This is a genomic window from Acinetobacter sp. YH16031 (assembly GCF_013417335.1).
In the GTDB taxonomy this organism is placed as follows: domain Bacteria; phylum Pseudomonadota; class Gammaproteobacteria; order Pseudomonadales; family Moraxellaceae; genus Acinetobacter.
The window spans coordinates 23,369-38,850 of record NZ_VPED01000013.1 but is presented as its reverse complement, the minus strand read 5'-3'; the positions used below and the strand labels follow the sequence as shown (position 1 = coordinate 38,850).

The window sequence follows — 15,482 nt, the reverse complement described above, 5'->3', positions numbered from 1 at the left end:
ACTATTAAAATAAATTTCTATAAGGAGCATGCAGATGGACTCTGGCATCATAACAATATTCCTCCCCCTCGCACTCGCCATCATCATGGTGGGATTAGGACTCGAACTCACGCTTAAAGATTTTGCCCGGGTTAGTCAGCATCCTAAAGCAGTGCTAGTTGCCTTGTTTTGTCAATTAATTCTATTGGTAAGCATTGCTTTCATTCTATGTAAAGTTCTGGCTTTACCCCCTTTACTTGCTGTTGGTCTGATGTTACTGGCCGCATCGCCAGGTGGCAGCACCGCAAATCTGTTCAGCTATCTGTTTAAAGGCGATCTAGCCCTCAATATTACCTTGACTGCGATCAATTCGGTGGTCGCTGCATTTACCTTGCCTTTAATCATGAATTTTTCCATCATGCATTTTATGCAGGATAGTCAGCAGATCAGCTTGCAGTTCGGAAAGATTCTGCAAGTGTTTGGTATCATTATTATACCAGTCGCGATTGGTATGTTGATTCGTCATTATGCGCCTGCACTTACAGTAAAGTTAAACAAGCCTCTTCGCATTTTTGCAGTCCTCTTTCTAGTACTGATTATCGCCGGAGCAATTTATAGTGAACGCGCTAATATTGCCGAATATCTGACTCAGGTGGGTTTAGCAACCGCCCTGTTCTGTCTCTTCAGCTTAATAATTGGCTATTTTGTTCCACGACTGATGAATATCAATTCCGCTCAGGCACGTGCCAGTGCCTTCGAGATCGGTATTCATAACAGTACGCTTGCCATGACTATTGCACTTACTGTCATGTCCAGTACTGCAGTTGCCATGCCTGCAGCGGTATATTCAATTTTTATGTATATTTTCGCGGCTATTTTTGGACTATTGCTGAATCGCTTTGCTCCAGTAGCTGCACACCCTACGATCTCTCCCACTCAGGAAAATGCGTTTTAACCGGTTTTCATAAAAAGGGTGCGAAAGCATCCTTTTTATTTGACTCCGTCTCAAGAAGATCACACCTTCAAGCCGAACTTCCGTTACAATAGCTTTTTGAAAAAATGTATAAAGGTTATTTCTGTGAAGTGGTTACAAATTCATATTACAGTTGATCAAGCTCAGGTAGATTTTACTGAAACATTACTTAGCTCACTGGGCGCCGTAAGTGTCACTCTGGATGATGCTGAAAACCAGGATTTACTGGAACCACTTCCAGGAGAAACACCGCTCTGGAATAAAGTGATCGTGACTGGCATCTATGCTCAGGAAGATGACGAAGAAGAAATCGATGTAGCTGCATTGGAAACCTTTATTCGCGCACAACTACCTGAAGCACCGATCCGCCATGAATTCCTGGAAGATCAAGCTTGGGAACGTACCTGGATGGATGCATATGAGCCAATCCAGATTTCTGAAAAATTCTGGATTGTTCCAGAGTGGATGGAAGCGCCTGAAGCAGATGCAGTGAATATCAAGCTTGATCCAGGTTTGGCTTTTGGTACAGGTAACCATGCATCTACTTTCCTTTGCCTGCAATGGCTAGGCAAAACCGATGTAAAAGACAAGATCGTGATCGATTATGGCTGTGGTTCAGGTATTCTGGCTGTCGCGGCCCTGTTACTCGGTGCCAAATATGCCTATGCAACTGATATTGACCCACAAGCTGTTTTAGCCACCAAACAGAATGCTGAACTGAATGGCGTATTGGATCGACTTTATGTTGGTTTACCGGAAGAGTTCAATGCAGAGCTTGGCGAGCAGAAAGCAGATGTATTTGTTGCCAATATTCTGGCTGGCCCACTCATGATGCTTGAGCCTGAATTCACAGAATTGGTCAAACCTGAGGCAGAGTTCGCACTCGCAGGTGTTATCGAAGAGCAAGTTGCTGATGTTACTAGCATTTACTCAAAACATTTTGATATATTAGAAGTAGAAAAACGCGATGAACACTGGTGCCGTATTTCGGGGAAACGCCATAAGAATTAAAGAGTCTATAAAACATTTATGAGTGACAAGCGAACCCACTGCCCGACCTGCTCTACAACCTATAAAGTTACGGTTGCGCAATTAACCATTGCCCAAGGCATGGTTTGCTGCCCAAAATGTAGTACGACCTTTAATGCTTTATCGCATCTGGTGACCGAAGCACAGAATTCGGTCGCCCTTACTCATACGCCAAGTCATGTTTCTTATATTAATAGAAGCCTCGCTGAATCTACTTCTTCAACTAATTCTTCAGATCAGCACTATTTACTGAACATTTTTGATGAAAAAGTTGAAAACTCCAATATTGATCTGAAAACCTATCTGAACAACCTGAATTATTTCAGTACCGAACCGATTGCTGTACTGCCTAGCATGAACTGGGATGATCAGGCAGACAAGCAGCACAATAAAGGCCCGCTTTATTATTTAGGATGGACCAGCCTAAACCTGTTCTTATTTGGCTTACTGTTATTTCAATTCTTCTGGTTCAATCCACACTATATTAAGAATAGTCATGTGATGAGTGTGGCTTTTAACAATATCTGTGAAGTGTTCAACTGTTCCAATCTGGAAGAACATTACAATCTGATCAATACCAATAAGGTCAAAGCCAAAGCGATTGCCACAGATAAAACCCAGTTTAGTGGTGAGCTAATCAATTTCCACAAGCGCAGTCTGGAAATGCCAAACTTAAGAGTTCACCTTAAAGATCAGGGTGTAGTCTTGGCGACTTATAATTTAAAACCTCAGGAATACCTGATCGAAAGCCTGGTTAAGATTCAACGTATTCCCCAAAACAGCCCATTTAAATTTGAATTTGTGCTTCCTGTCGACCGTAAAGACTTCGATAATTACAGTTTGGAAATAATTCGACCTTAATATTGATAAAAACTATTAAAAAACGAAAAAAAAGTTAAAAAAAATGCAGTTTTCTTGCTCACTTTTCCCGAGACAATGGTATTATACGCGCCACGAAAGCTATGTGCTGCAAACTCCTCGCTACTTTTTCACAACAAATACAGTCTTGCCTAATGCGCTATAAAACTTATTGCGTATCGAGCAGATTTTTTTGTTTTGATTTTGGTCAGTAACAAAACTTTAACTATTGTTACGCTTATTTTTCGACCAAATCGTTGAGATGTGGCAAGCTACAAGCTCAATGTAATGACCAAGTTTTAGAACTCCAGTTTTAGGATCTAAAATGGAGTTCATTTCAATTTCTAGACCACTTTTATATATCGCTTTACCCAAGTGATATTTGATTTTTCGGATTAATTCGCATGAATAGCAAATCTCCTATTTTTACTGCACAATCTGATGTCGCTCTTCGTATTCACGTAGATCGCGCAGTTCGCCACTACTTTGCACAACTGCAAGGCGAGCAACCTTCTCAGGTGTACGACATGGTGCTGGCAGAAATGGAGAAGCCTTTATTATCTGTCGTTCTAGAATATACGCGTGGTAATCAGACACGCGCTGCCGAGATTCTCGGACTAAACCGCGGTACTTTACGTAAAAAGTTAAAAGCTCACGGTTTAATGAGTGAATAAATGATAAAATGCTTGCGGCTACCGCAGGCATTTTTTTTGACTGTTAATTAGCTATTTAGATTTAATCTGTTCCTTGGTAACTGTGACGAAGATCATGACTATTAAACGCGCTTTAATCTCTGTTTCCGATAAAACCGGTATTGTGGAATTTGCACAAGACCTTGCTGCTCTCGGGGTAGAAATTTTATCTACAGGTGGTACATACAAATTGTTGAAAGACAATAATGTCGCTGTAGTAGAAGTTTCGGAGCACACTGGTTTCCCAGAGATGATGGACGGCCGTGTAAAAACACTACATCCGAAAATTCATGGTGGCATTCTGGCTCGTCGTGGTCTAGACGAAGCTGTGATGGCTGAACACAACATCGATGCGATCGATCTTGTCGTTGTTAACCTATATCCATTTGCTGCAACTGTAGCAAAACCAAACTGTTCACTGGCTGATGCGATTGAAAACATCGACATCGGTGGTCCAACAATGGTTCGTGCTGCTGCGAAAAACCACGCGTCTGTAGGTATCGTGGTTAATGCTGCTGACTATGCAACTGTGATTGCTGAGCTTAAAGCTGAGGGTGCTTTATCTTATGCAACGCGTTTTGACCTTGCGGTTAAAGCATTCGAACATACTGCTCAATACGACGGTATGATCGCATCTTACTTGGGCGCTCGCGTAGGTAAGGAAGAAGGTCAGGCAGACAAATTTGCGCGTACTTTCAATACTCAATTAAACAAAGCTCAAGACTTACGTTACGGTGAAAACCCGCATCAGTCTGCTGCATTCTATATTGATCCAGTTGCGAAAGAAGCTTCTGTTGCGACTGCTAAGCAGCTACAAGGTAAAGAACTTTCTTATAACAACATCGCGGATACTGATGCTGCACTTGAATGTGTGAAATCATTTGCGAAACCTGCTTGTGTGATCGTAAAACATGCGAACCCATGTGGTGTTGCAGTTTCTCTAGACGGCATCAAAGCTGCTTATGATCTTGCTTATGCAACTGACCCTGAATCTGCATTCGGTGGCATCATTGCATTCAACCGTGAATTAGACGTTGCAACTGCACAAGCAATTGTGGATCGTCAATTCGTTGAAGTGATCATTGCACCAAGCATCGCTGACGGCGTACTTGAAGTGACTGGCGCGAAGAAAAACGTACGTGTACTCGTATGTGGTGAACTTCCAGCAATTAACGAACGTGCTCCACAGCTTGACTACAAACGCGTAAACGGTGGTTTATTGGTTCAAGATCAAGACTTGGGCATGATCACTAAAGATGACCTGAAAGTTGTGACTAAACGCGCTCCAACTGAACAAGAAATCGATGACATGATCTTCGCTTGGAAAGTTGCGAAATACGTAAAATCAAATGCGATTGTTTATGCGAAAAACCGTCAAACTATCGGTGTGGGCGCTGGCCAAATGAGCCGTGTAAACTCTGCTCGTATTGCTGCAATCAAAGCTGAACACGCTGGTTTAGTGGTTGAAGGTGCAGTAATGGCATCTGATGCATTCTTCCCATTCCGTGACGGTATCGATAACGCGGCTAAAGCTGGCATCAAATGCATCATCCAACCAGGTGGCTCAATGCGTGATGAAGAAACTATTGCAGCAGCTGACGAAGCTGGTATTGCAATGGTATTTACTGGCATGCGTCATTTCCGCCACTAATTTTTAAGTATTAAATTCCAAACCCTCCTTTTCGTAAGGAGGGTTTGTTACATCAGTAGATTATTTAATATCTTGCTATAAGATGTTAAAAGATTTTTAAACCTCATTGGGTTTGTGGAATTTCATTTTCGAGGGAATTTTCTAAAGATGAACATTTTAGTTTTAGGTAGTGGCGGCCGTGAACATGCACTGGCATGGAAAATCGCACAAGATGATCAAGTGGCAAAAGTATTTGTTGCACCGGGCAATGCAGGCACCGCAACTGAAAATAAATGTGAAAATGTCGCTTTGGACATTCTCGACAATCCTGCCATTATTGATTTTGCGAAAAATAATGCAGTTGAAATGATTATTGTGGGTCCTGAAGCACCGCTTGTGAATGGTGTGGTTGATGCTTGCCGCGAAGCAAGCGTGAAAATTTGGGGTCCAACTCAATTTGCTGCTCAGCTGGAAGGCTCTAAAGCATTCGCTAAGCACTTCTTAAAACGCCATAACATTCCAACAGCTTTCTACGATGTATTTACCGAAGTAGATGCAGCGAAAGCCTTTGTAGAGAAAAATGGTGCACCAATCGTGATCAAGGCTGATGGTCTTGCTGCAGGTAAAGGCGTGATTGTTGCCATGACCAATCAAGAAGCATTTGATGCGATTGATGACATGCTGGCTGGCAACAAGTTTGGCGATGCTGGTTCTCGCGTAGTCATTGAAGAATTCCTTGCTGGTGAAGAAGCCTCTTTCATTTGTATGATTGATGGTGACAACATCTTGCCAATGGCGACGTCTCAAGATCATAAACGTATTTTTGAAGGCGACCAAGGTCCAAATACTGGCGGTATGGGTGCTTACTCTCCTGCTCCTGTTGTGACTGCTGACGTATTTGAAAAAACTATGAATGAAGTGATGCGCCCGACTGTTGAAGGCATGAAAAAAGATGGTCACGTATACACAGGTTTTTTGTATGCAGGTCTGATGATTGACGATAAAGGTCAACCAAAAGTAATCGAGTTTAACTGTCGTTTTGGTGATCCTGAAACTCAACCAATTATGATGCGTTTAAAATCATCTTTAGTTGATTTGGTTCAAGCAGGTCTTGAAGGTAATTTACCTGCAGAAGCTGAATGGGATGAGCGTAAGACTGTCGGTATCGTATTAGCATCTAAAGGCTATCCAGAAACGTCTAGCAATGGTGATGTGATTTCTGGTCTAGACACTGAAATGACTGATGCGAAAGTTTTCCATGCAGGCACCAAAGCTAATGAAAAAGGTGAAATTGTCACTGCGGGTGGTCGTGTTCTTTGTGTCACTGCACTGGGTAATACCATTGGTGAAGCACAAGCTAAAGCTTTAGAACTTTGTGAAAAAGTAACTTTCGACGGTGTTCAATACCGTAAAGATATTGGTTACCGTGCGATTGCACGTGAAAATGCTTAATCTATATTCAGATTAAATAAAAACCCCGCTTAGTGCGGGGTTTTTATTATATGATTTAATCAAATTACTTACCTAATAAAAATATATGCTGAATTTATTTAATAAACCTTCTGACACAATTCAGTATTTAGGAACGCCTTATACTCAAGATTGTATTGAAGCTATTGCTATGATCATTCAATTCGAAGCGCAAATCGAAAGTGCAATCGTTTTAACATATGATCAAACTCACTGTTTTTTAGTAAAAGCATATCGACACTTATATCTTATCCGTTTTGGATTCCGATCAGATTATATATCTGAGGGATATAAAGGACTTGTTAAAGCATTAAACCTTTTAAGGCGACATGAAATTGAAATAAAAGAAGTGGTTATTACACAAAAATTATTCGAAACTATAAATCGAAATGCTTTAACGGATGGTGATATAGAGTTAATTTTAAACAACCCTAACATTAGAACCAACACAATATACAATTATATCAATAATTTAGAAGTCATATTCAAAGAACCTTTGAATATAGATCGTTATTATCCTTCAGAATTACCATTGAATTTAATTGATCCGAGAATTTTGGATTTAGCCTTAAAATTCCGCGATGATGCAGATTCGGCTATTATGAAAGCTTATACTCGATTAGAAGACATTGTGCGGGCAAAAATTGATTCAAAAAAATTTTCTGCTTCTCTTATGGATGATTCCTTTTGTTCTGATTTAAAGAAAAATAAGTTATCCCCCTTTAAGTGGGAATCAGAAAATGAGGATTCCTCAACCGCTATTGGTCGACTGTTTGTAAATACATTTAAAGCATATCGGAATCAACGAGCACATAGTGAAGTTGATAAGTCAATTTCCCAACTTCATAGAGAGTTTTTATTAATCAATGAACTTTACCTACTGGAAAGTGAGTCAATAAGACGATAAACAGATACTGTATGACTATTCATCTCGAAACCCCTCGCCTAATCCTTCGCCAATGGCAAGATTCCGACACTGCCCCATTTATCCAAATGTGTGCAGATAATGAGGTCATGCGTTATTTCCCCGCCCCTTTGACACCTGAACAAAGTCTACATTTTATTGAAAAAGTGACTCGACAGATTGATCAACATGATTGGGGTTTATGGGCAGTTGAGCTAAAAGAGACTAAAGAATTTATTGGCTTCATTGGTCTGCAACCACAACCTGATCTATTTGAGTTTTCGTCCTGTGTTGAAATTGGCTGGCGTCTGGCGAAAAAGTATTGGCATCGAGGTTATGCTACTGAAGGTGCACGTGCAGTCCTAGATTATGCCTTTAATACTTTAAACCTAGATAAAGTTGTGTCGTTTACTGCCAAATCAAATACCCCATCTGAGGCTGTGATGAAAAAGATAGGTATGGTAAAGACTCAAGAATTTCAGCATCCAAAGCTGCCGGAAGATCACCCTTTATGTTGGCATGTATTGTATGAAATCAATCAAAGTAATTACTCAGGTAAATAAGACACGGCTCAAATCCTTCCTAAACATTTATTAAAAAAGATCTTTCAGTAGTTTAATGAGCTGATGTATTTATCATGTTTATTCATTTTTATGATTTCTATTGGATAAAATCTTATAAAGATCAATCTTTAAACGATATGAAATTCCGCCTTATCTTCAATAAAAATAATATATTGTATTCATTGATATTTTAATCATTTTCATTCAATTTATATTCTATTAAAAAGATAAGTAAATAGTTTTTATCCACTATATCGAATAAATAATAATTGCTATGATTGCGCCCATTCAGAGTGCCAAATACGATTATATCTTTTAAAAATCTCTATTTACTCTCTCCAAATAGAAAAATGATATAGCGGTTTGGAACTCTGACCCGATCGAATTAACGTGAACTGTTGCAGTACATTTGCATTTTTCCTGCCGGAGCCACATGCGACTCGATCTAAGGTCAGCTGAAAGTGTAATAAAACTCCACTTTAACATGATCTTAAAATGCATATACTTTAGGCAACACGAGAATTAGGACATCTTTATGAAAAAGCTACTTGGCGTTTTACTCAGCGCATCTGTACTGACTTTAACTGCATGCGGAAAACAAGAAGCGCCTGCAACGGACGCAGCACAAAACAAAAATTCAGGTGAATTGCAAACGGTTACTATGGCATCGACTGGTTCAGATGCTGACGTATGGCGCTACATTTCAACTTTGCCTGAAACTAAACAAGCCGGCATCAAGCTTGATGTGAAAAACTTTACTGACTATGTGGCGATGAATACTGCTGTTGCCAATAAAGAAATTGATGTTAACGCATTCCAGTCTTATGCCTATATGGTGGCTTATAATGATGCTAACACACAAAAGATTGCCCCACTTTCTACGACTTATCTTGAGCCAATGGGGATTTACTCAAGCAAAGTGAAAAAAGTTGAAGAGTTTAAGCAAGGTGCGACAATTGCTATTCCTAACGATGGCGCAAATGAATCACGTGCACTATTATTATTGCAATCTGCAGGTCTGGTAAAACTTAAACCAAACTTTGACCTGGTAAAAGGTACGCCTGCTGATATCACTGAAAATACGAAACAGATCGTGATCAAGCCAATTCAAATGGCAACAGCAGTTCGTGTGAAAGATGAAGTAGATGCGATTGTTCTAGGTAATACTTTGGCAATGGAAGGTGGTCTGAACGTATTGAAAGATGCGATCTATTACGAAGCGATTGATCAAAGTACTAAAATGAATGTTAACATTTTAGCTGTCGCTGCTGACCGTCAAAATGATCCTGTACTTCAAAAAGTTGGCCAGTTGTATCATACTCCTGCTGTGAAAGCCTATGTTGATGAACACTTCGGTGGTACTAAAGTTGCTGTAAATAAACCAGTGACTTATTTAACCGAAGAAAAGTAATACAATAATCAATATTCAGAACAGGCAAGATTTCTTGCCTGTTTTTTTATTCGTGATGCAGTATTTGACACTATGATTGAATTTAAAGACATCTCCAAACAGTATGAGCTCAATGGTCAAACCTTACGTGCCTTGAATCGGATTAATTTACAGATTCCAACCGGCAGTATCTTTGGCATTATTGGCTATAGTGGTGCCGGTAAAAGTACCCTGATCCGCCTGATTAATCTGCTTGAACGCCCTACTTCTGGTCAGGTGATTATCAATGGCACGAACTTTACTGCTTTGGATGCCAAATCATTGCGTCAGGAACGTACCCAGATCGGCATGATTTTCCAGCACTTCAATCTGATGCAGACCAAAACGGTGGCTGCCAATATTGAAATGCCAATGAAATTGCTGGGCTGGAGTAAAGCTGAACGAGAAAAACGTCTCGAAGAACTGCTGGATTTTATTGATCTGAAACATAAGCGTCATGCTTTTCCGGACGAGTTATCAGGCGGTCAAAAGCAGCGTGTCGGTATTGCTCGTGCCCTAGCGAACCATCCCAAAATTCTGCTGTGTGATGAAGCAACTTCTGCTTTAGATCCGCAAACCACCAAATCTGTACTGCAATTGCTGAAACGCATTAATCAGGAACAAGGCATTACCATTGTTATGGTGACCCATGAAATGGATGTCATTGAGACCGTATGTGATTATGTGGCTGTCATGGAAAAAGGTGATGTAATTGAAACCGGTTCTACCCTGCAGATCTTTAGTCAACCTCAGCATCCAACGACGAAAAACTTCATTCAAACTGTACTCCAGCAAAACTTGCCAGTGAATATTCTGGCGAATCTGGAAAACCAGAATCATCACAGTATTTATTGTTTAAAATTCCTGGGCAGCTCAGCGCAGGAAACCGTGATTCAGGGTGTGATCAAACAGTTTGATGTCAGTTTAAATATCCTGTTTGCCAATATGACAGAAATTAATGGGTCGGTGATTGGCCAGATGTTTATTCAGCTCTTAGGCGATCCAGCGCAAATCACAGCAGCGATGCAATATCTGAGAGATAACGGCGTACAAGTAGATCAAGCAGGAGTACAAGAATGAGAGACTTAATTGTACAATGGTTGACCACTATTACTGCGCCATTCTGGAAAAGCTCGCTGTCGATGGATCAGTTTGTTACAGCACTGCAAGAAACCTTCCATATGGTGTTCTTTGCGATGTTGTTTGGCTGTATTTGGGGCTTCATTCAGGCGATCATTTTACTCGTCACTCGTCCAAACGGGATTCTGCCAAACCGTGTGATTTACCATGCTCTAAACCCGATTGTGAATGCACTGCGTTCCCTACCCTTTATTATTCTGCTGATTGCGGTGATTCCACTAACCAAGTTTTTGGTCGGAACATCAATTGGTACTTGGGCAGCGATTGTACCTCTGACTATTTATGTCGGTCCTTATATCGGCCGTCTGGTAGAAACTTCTCTGCTGGAAGTGAATGAAGGCATTATCGAATCTGCACAAGCCATGGGTGCAACACCAATGCAGATTATCTTTAAGTTTATTCTGCCGGAAGCGCGTAGCTCACTGATTCTTAACCTGACTACTGCAACAATCAGTCTGATTGGTGCAACCGCAATGGCGGGTGCCGTTGGTGCTGGTGGTATTGGTGACTTGGCGATCTCTTATGGTTATCAGCGTTTTGATACCTCTGTCGTGATCATGACTGTAATTGTCTTGTTGATTCTGGTGCAGATTGTACAAAGTGTCGGTGACTGGTTATCTCGACTTCGTTAAGCTAAATTCCTAAGTAAATAAAGCCCTCTTTTTGAGGGTTTTATTTTCTACCCATAAAATAGCTGCATCTTAAACATCGAAGCGAACATTTGATACATGACTTAGCAGCATGGATGCTGCCGTTGATCTGTCTTACACAAGCTTTAAAGCAATGCTTAAAGCTTGCTCAGGAAGTGCCATCAGATCAACAAGGGGTTTTGTTACTTTTGGCCCGTCAAAAGTAAGGCATAACTACTCAAAATTTAAATTAAAGTAAAAATAATGAAATTCTAATTTTCAAATAACTTTATGAATAAACTTACTGACACTTGAAATTCTTCTTTTACTTTTGAAAGATCAAAAGTAACAAAAATCTTCTGTTAGCTTGATGATACTTCCCTGTATCACAAGCCAACGGCGACATCCATGTCGCCTCATACAAATTCAATTTGGGTGCGTAGTTCTATTTCGATAAAATGATAAGCATAGCTTTAAGTCAATTCTAATTCACAATCTAAAAGTTCAGCATTTCCCCTCAATTTCAAACTGAAACAATAAATCCCGTGCTAAACTATCGAGTGGTTTTTGCAGGGACTCATTTATGCACTTTGTTCATCTTGGTATTCATACAGAATTTTCGATTACTGAATCCATCGTACGTATACCTGACTTGGTCAAAGCTGCTGCGAATGACGAGATGCCAGCACTCGCGCTGACTGATTTATCCAATCTACATGCTGCTGTTAAATTCTATAAAAAATGTTTGGATAAAGGCATCAAACCGATTCTTGGCTCTGAAATTCGTCTGAATGATGCTGAGCATCGGGTTACCCTGCTTTCCATGACCAACAAAGGCTGGCGCAACCTGACCGAACTGGTGTCTGAAGGTTATATCAGCGGCCAGCAACTGGATATTCCTTGCGTACAAAAAGATTGGATCTTGAATCAGCACGATGACATGATCGTATTGCTCGGTATGCAGTCCGATGTCGGCAAAATGCTGATTACTTCAAATCCCGATAAAGCTGAACCGCTACTGCAAGAATGGGTAGAGAAATTTGGAAATCGTGTTTATCTCGCCCTCACCCGCACTGGTCGTGCTAATGAAGATACTTTCATTGAAGAAGCGGTAAAGCTCGCAAAGAAATATAATATTGGTGTAGTTGCACATAATGATGTGCATTTTATTGCACGCGAAGACTTTGAAGCACATGAAGCGCGTGTCTGTATCGCAGATGGTTATGTGCTTGGTGATAATCGCCGTCCTAAAACCTATAGCCCTGAGCAATATTTTAAAAGCTCAACAGAAATGGCGGAACTGTTTAGCGATATTCCAACCGCGATTGAAAACACCTTCCATATCGCAAGACGTTGTAATGTCACCCTACGTTTAGGTTTCAACGACTTACCAGATTACCCAATTCCTGAAGGCCATACTATTGACACCTACTTCGCACATTTATGTGAAGAAGGTTTAGAAGAACGCCTGAATTTCCTGTATCCACCAGAAAAACGTGAAGAAGACTGGCCTTTAATCCGTCAGCCTTATGATGAACGTCTGGCGTTTGAAATCAAAATTATTCTGGACATGGGTTTCCCTGGTTACTTCCTGATCGTGATGGACTTCATTCAATGGTCCAAAGGAAATGGCGTACCGGTAGGTCCGGGCCGTGGTTCAGGTGCGGGTTCCCTCGTAGCCTATAGTTTGAAAATTACCGATCTTGATCCTCTGCGCTATGACCTGCTGTTCGAACGTTTCTTGAACCCGGAACGTGTTTCGATGCCCGACTTTGACGTCGATTTCTGTATCGCTGGTCGTGACCGCGTAATTGACTATGTGGCACGGACTTATGGTCGTGATGCGGTATCGCAAATTGCGACTTTCGGTACCATGGCAGCGAAAGGTGCGATTCGAGATGTAGCCCGTGTCTTGGGTAAATCTTATGGTCTGGCTGATCGTATTTCCAAACTGATTCCAACCAAGCCTCTGGGTTTAAGCCTTGAAGAATCATTGGAAGCTGAACCTCAACTGAAAGATATCGTCACCAATCCATCGAATCCCGATTATGACGATGCCTCAGAAATCTGGGAAATGGCACTCAAGCTTGAAGGCATTACCCGTAATACCGGTAAACATGCCGGTGGTGTAGTGATTGCACCGACCAAACTGACCGACTATTCAGCCGTGATGTGTGATGCGGATGGTACAGCACGTGTTGCTCAATTTGATAAGGATGATGTCGAAGCTGCCGGTCTAGTGAAATTCGACTTCTTAGGTCTACGTAACCTGACCGTTATTGAAGATGCCATCAAGCACATCAATGCACGCCCAGACGTGACCGAACCGGTGAATATTTCCTATATTCCGCTGGATGACAAGCCAGCCTATAACATCTTCGCGACGGCGAATACCACCGCGGTATTCCAGTTTGAATCCGTCGGCATGAAAAAGATGTTGAAGGAAGCACGTCCTAGCAAGTTCGAAGAAATTATCGCCTTCGTATCGTTATATCGTCCGGGTCCAATGGACCTGATTCCTGACTTTATCCATCGTATGCATGGTGGCGAGTTTGAATACCTGCATCCATTACTGGAAAAGGTATTAGAGCCGACTTACGGGATCATGGTATACCAAGAACAGGTAATGCAGTCGGCACAGTTCTGTGCCGGCTATAGCTTGGGTGGTGCGGACTTACTTCGTCGTGCGATGGGTAAGAAAAAACCTGAAGAAATGGTCAAGCAGCGTAAGATCTTCATTGAAGGTGCTGCGAAAAAAGATATCGATGAAGCAACGGCGAACCATATCTTCGACTATATGGAAAAATTCGCAGGCTATGGCTTTAACAAATCACATGCTGCAGCCTATGCACTTGTCGCCTATCAAACAGCTTGGTTGAAAGCGCATTATCCTGCTGAATTCATGTCAGCGGTGATGACCTCGGAAATGCAGAACACTGATAACGTGGTGTTCCTGATTGATGATTGCCGTCATAATGGACTGGAAGTATTACCACCATCGGTGAATATGTCGATTTACCAGTTCCATGCCAGTGATCCAAAAACTATTGTGTATGGTTTAGGTGCGATTAAAGGCGTGGGTGAAGCGGCAATGCAGTCAGTGATTGAATCACGTCAGAAAGAAGGTCCTTATAAAGACCTGTTTGACTTCTGTCACCGTATCGACCTGAAAAAAATCAATAAACGTACGCTCGAAGCCTTGATCCGTGCTGGTGCACTGGATTGCTTGGGCATTGAACGCGCTGATTTAATGGCACAGCTTCCTGAAGCAGTACAGGCTGCAGATCAGGCCCGTCAGAACCGTGAAACCGGGATCATGGATCTATTTGGTGAAGTTGAAGAAGTTCAGCGTAAACCGGCCAAACCGGTGAAACCTTGGTCTGATGAAGTCCGTCTCAAAGGTGAAAAAGATACACTCGGCCTATATCTAACGGGTCACCCAATTGATGTATATCGTAATGAGCTAAAAGCATTCGTACCTTGTCAGATCAATGAATTAACCCCGACCCGTCGTGGTGTAACGACTGTGTTTGCTGGTCTGGTAGTCGATGTCGCTAACTTCCCGAACCGGATGATGGTGACATTAGATGATGGTACGGCACGTATCGAAATCTCCACCAACCATGAACGCTTCCAGCGCTTTAAAGACATCGTTCAGGTTGATAAAGTCGTGGTGATTGAAGGTGAAATTTACGAGCGTGAAGGTTTTGATCGCCCACTCGGTCGTTTGACCAAAGCCTTTAGCCTGAATGAAATCCGTCAGAAACGTGCTAACAGCATCAAGATTACCTTGCAAGCTGAACATTACAGCAAAACCCTCAGCCGTGACTTGCAGCAAATTCTGATGCCATATACCAATGTGGATATGAGCACGCATATTCCAGTGATTCTGTATCTGGATTATGGCTATGCCACGGCTGAACTGCATCTGGGCTTAAGCTGGAAAGTTGCACCACTGGATGATCTTCTCGCCAAGCTGCGTGACTATTTTGGCAAGACTGCGCTCTATATCGAGTATCAGGTGAAGTCTAAAGCTGCACGTGCCGTATCTTATGAAGAAGCTAAGCCAGTTGAGGTTCCGCCTCCGCCTGCCGACATGAGCATGGACGATGCCTTGGCACAATATGAAGCTGAATCTCAGCCGCAGTATTCATAAATCTCCCATTTTTAATATATCCAAACTGGA

The 15,482-nt window shown here is 41.6% G+C and carries 12 protein-coding genes; all 12 read left to right on the top strand.

What is annotated here, in order from left to right; translation table 11 throughout:
- Positions 1-34: 34 nt before the first annotated feature.
- The 12 genes from FTV31_RS08020 (at position 35) to dnaE (ending at position 15,452) form a co-directional block, all read left to right on the top strand.
- Positions 35-934, top strand: coding sequence for a bile acid:sodium symporter family protein (locus FTV31_RS08020; protein ID WP_180014132.1), 900 nt, complete (start codon positions 35-37; stop codon positions 932-934).
- A 123-nt stretch (positions 935-1,057) separates the two neighbouring features.
- The gene (gene prmA, locus FTV31_RS08015; protein WP_180014130.1) at positions 1,058-1,963 is read left to right on the top strand and encodes a 50S ribosomal protein L11 methyltransferase; all 906 of its coding nucleotides are present in this window, start codon (positions 1,058-1,060) and stop codon (positions 1,961-1,963) included.
- 18 nt (positions 1,964-1,981) lie between these two features.
- The gene (locus tag FTV31_RS08010; protein ID WP_180014129.1) at positions 1,982-2,842 is read left to right on the top strand and encodes a DUF3426 domain-containing protein; all 861 of its coding nucleotides are present in this window, start codon (positions 1,982-1,984) and stop codon (positions 2,840-2,842) included.
- Positions 2,843-3,243: 401 nt separating this feature from the next.
- On the top strand, positions 3,244-3,513 hold the full coding sequence (fis, locus tag FTV31_RS08005; RefSeq protein ID WP_001086304.1) for a DNA-binding transcriptional regulator Fis: 270 nt from the start codon (positions 3,244-3,246) through the stop codon (positions 3,511-3,513).
- Between the two features lie 94 nt (positions 3,514-3,607).
- Positions 3,608-5,182 (top strand): bifunctional phosphoribosylaminoimidazolecarboxamide formyltransferase/IMP cyclohydrolase, encoded by a 1,575-nt coding sequence (gene purH, locus FTV31_RS08000; RefSeq protein WP_180014127.1) that lies wholly within the window; start codon positions 3,608-3,610, stop codon positions 5,180-5,182.
- Between the two features lie 147 nt (positions 5,183-5,329).
- Positions 5,330-6,613, top strand: coding sequence for a phosphoribosylamine--glycine ligase (gene purD / locus FTV31_RS07995; protein ID WP_180014125.1), 1,284 nt, complete (start codon positions 5,330-5,332; stop codon positions 6,611-6,613).
- Between the two features lie 85 nt (positions 6,614-6,698).
- Entirely contained in the window at positions 6,699-7,538 is an 840-nt protein-coding gene (locus FTV31_RS07990) for a TIGR02391 family protein (RefSeq protein ID WP_180014123.1), read from the top strand.
- 11 nt (positions 7,539-7,549) lie between these two features.
- The gene (locus tag FTV31_RS07985) at positions 7,550-8,098 is read left to right on the top strand and encodes a GNAT family N-acetyltransferase (protein WP_180014121.1); all 549 of its coding nucleotides are present in this window, start codon (positions 7,550-7,552) and stop codon (positions 8,096-8,098) included.
- A 535-nt stretch (positions 8,099-8,633) separates the two neighbouring features.
- Positions 8,634-9,509 carry a MetQ/NlpA family ABC transporter substrate-binding protein gene (locus FTV31_RS07980; protein ID WP_180014119.1) on the top strand — a complete coding sequence of 292 codons (876 nt, stop codon included), beginning with the start codon at positions 8,634-8,636 and terminating at the stop codon, positions 9,507-9,509.
- A 72-nt stretch (positions 9,510-9,581) separates the two neighbouring features.
- Positions 9,582-10,607: a methionine ABC transporter ATP-binding protein gene (locus FTV31_RS07975; protein ID WP_180014117.1), complete on the top strand. Its 1,026-nt coding sequence runs from the start codon at positions 9,582-9,584 to the stop codon at positions 10,605-10,607.
- Entirely contained in the window at positions 10,604-11,299 is a 696-nt protein-coding gene (locus tag FTV31_RS07970) for a methionine ABC transporter permease (RefSeq protein ID WP_004786199.1), read from the top strand. Before FTV31_RS07975 ends, FTV31_RS07970 begins: the two co-directional genes overlap by 4 nt.
- A 580-nt stretch (positions 11,300-11,879) precedes the next feature.
- Complete coding sequence (gene dnaE, locus FTV31_RS07965) at positions 11,880-15,452, top strand: DNA polymerase III subunit alpha (RefSeq protein ID WP_159122782.1); 3,573 nt, start codon at positions 11,880-11,882, stop codon at positions 15,450-15,452.
- The last annotated feature ends 30 nt before the right edge of the window (positions 15,453-15,482 follow it).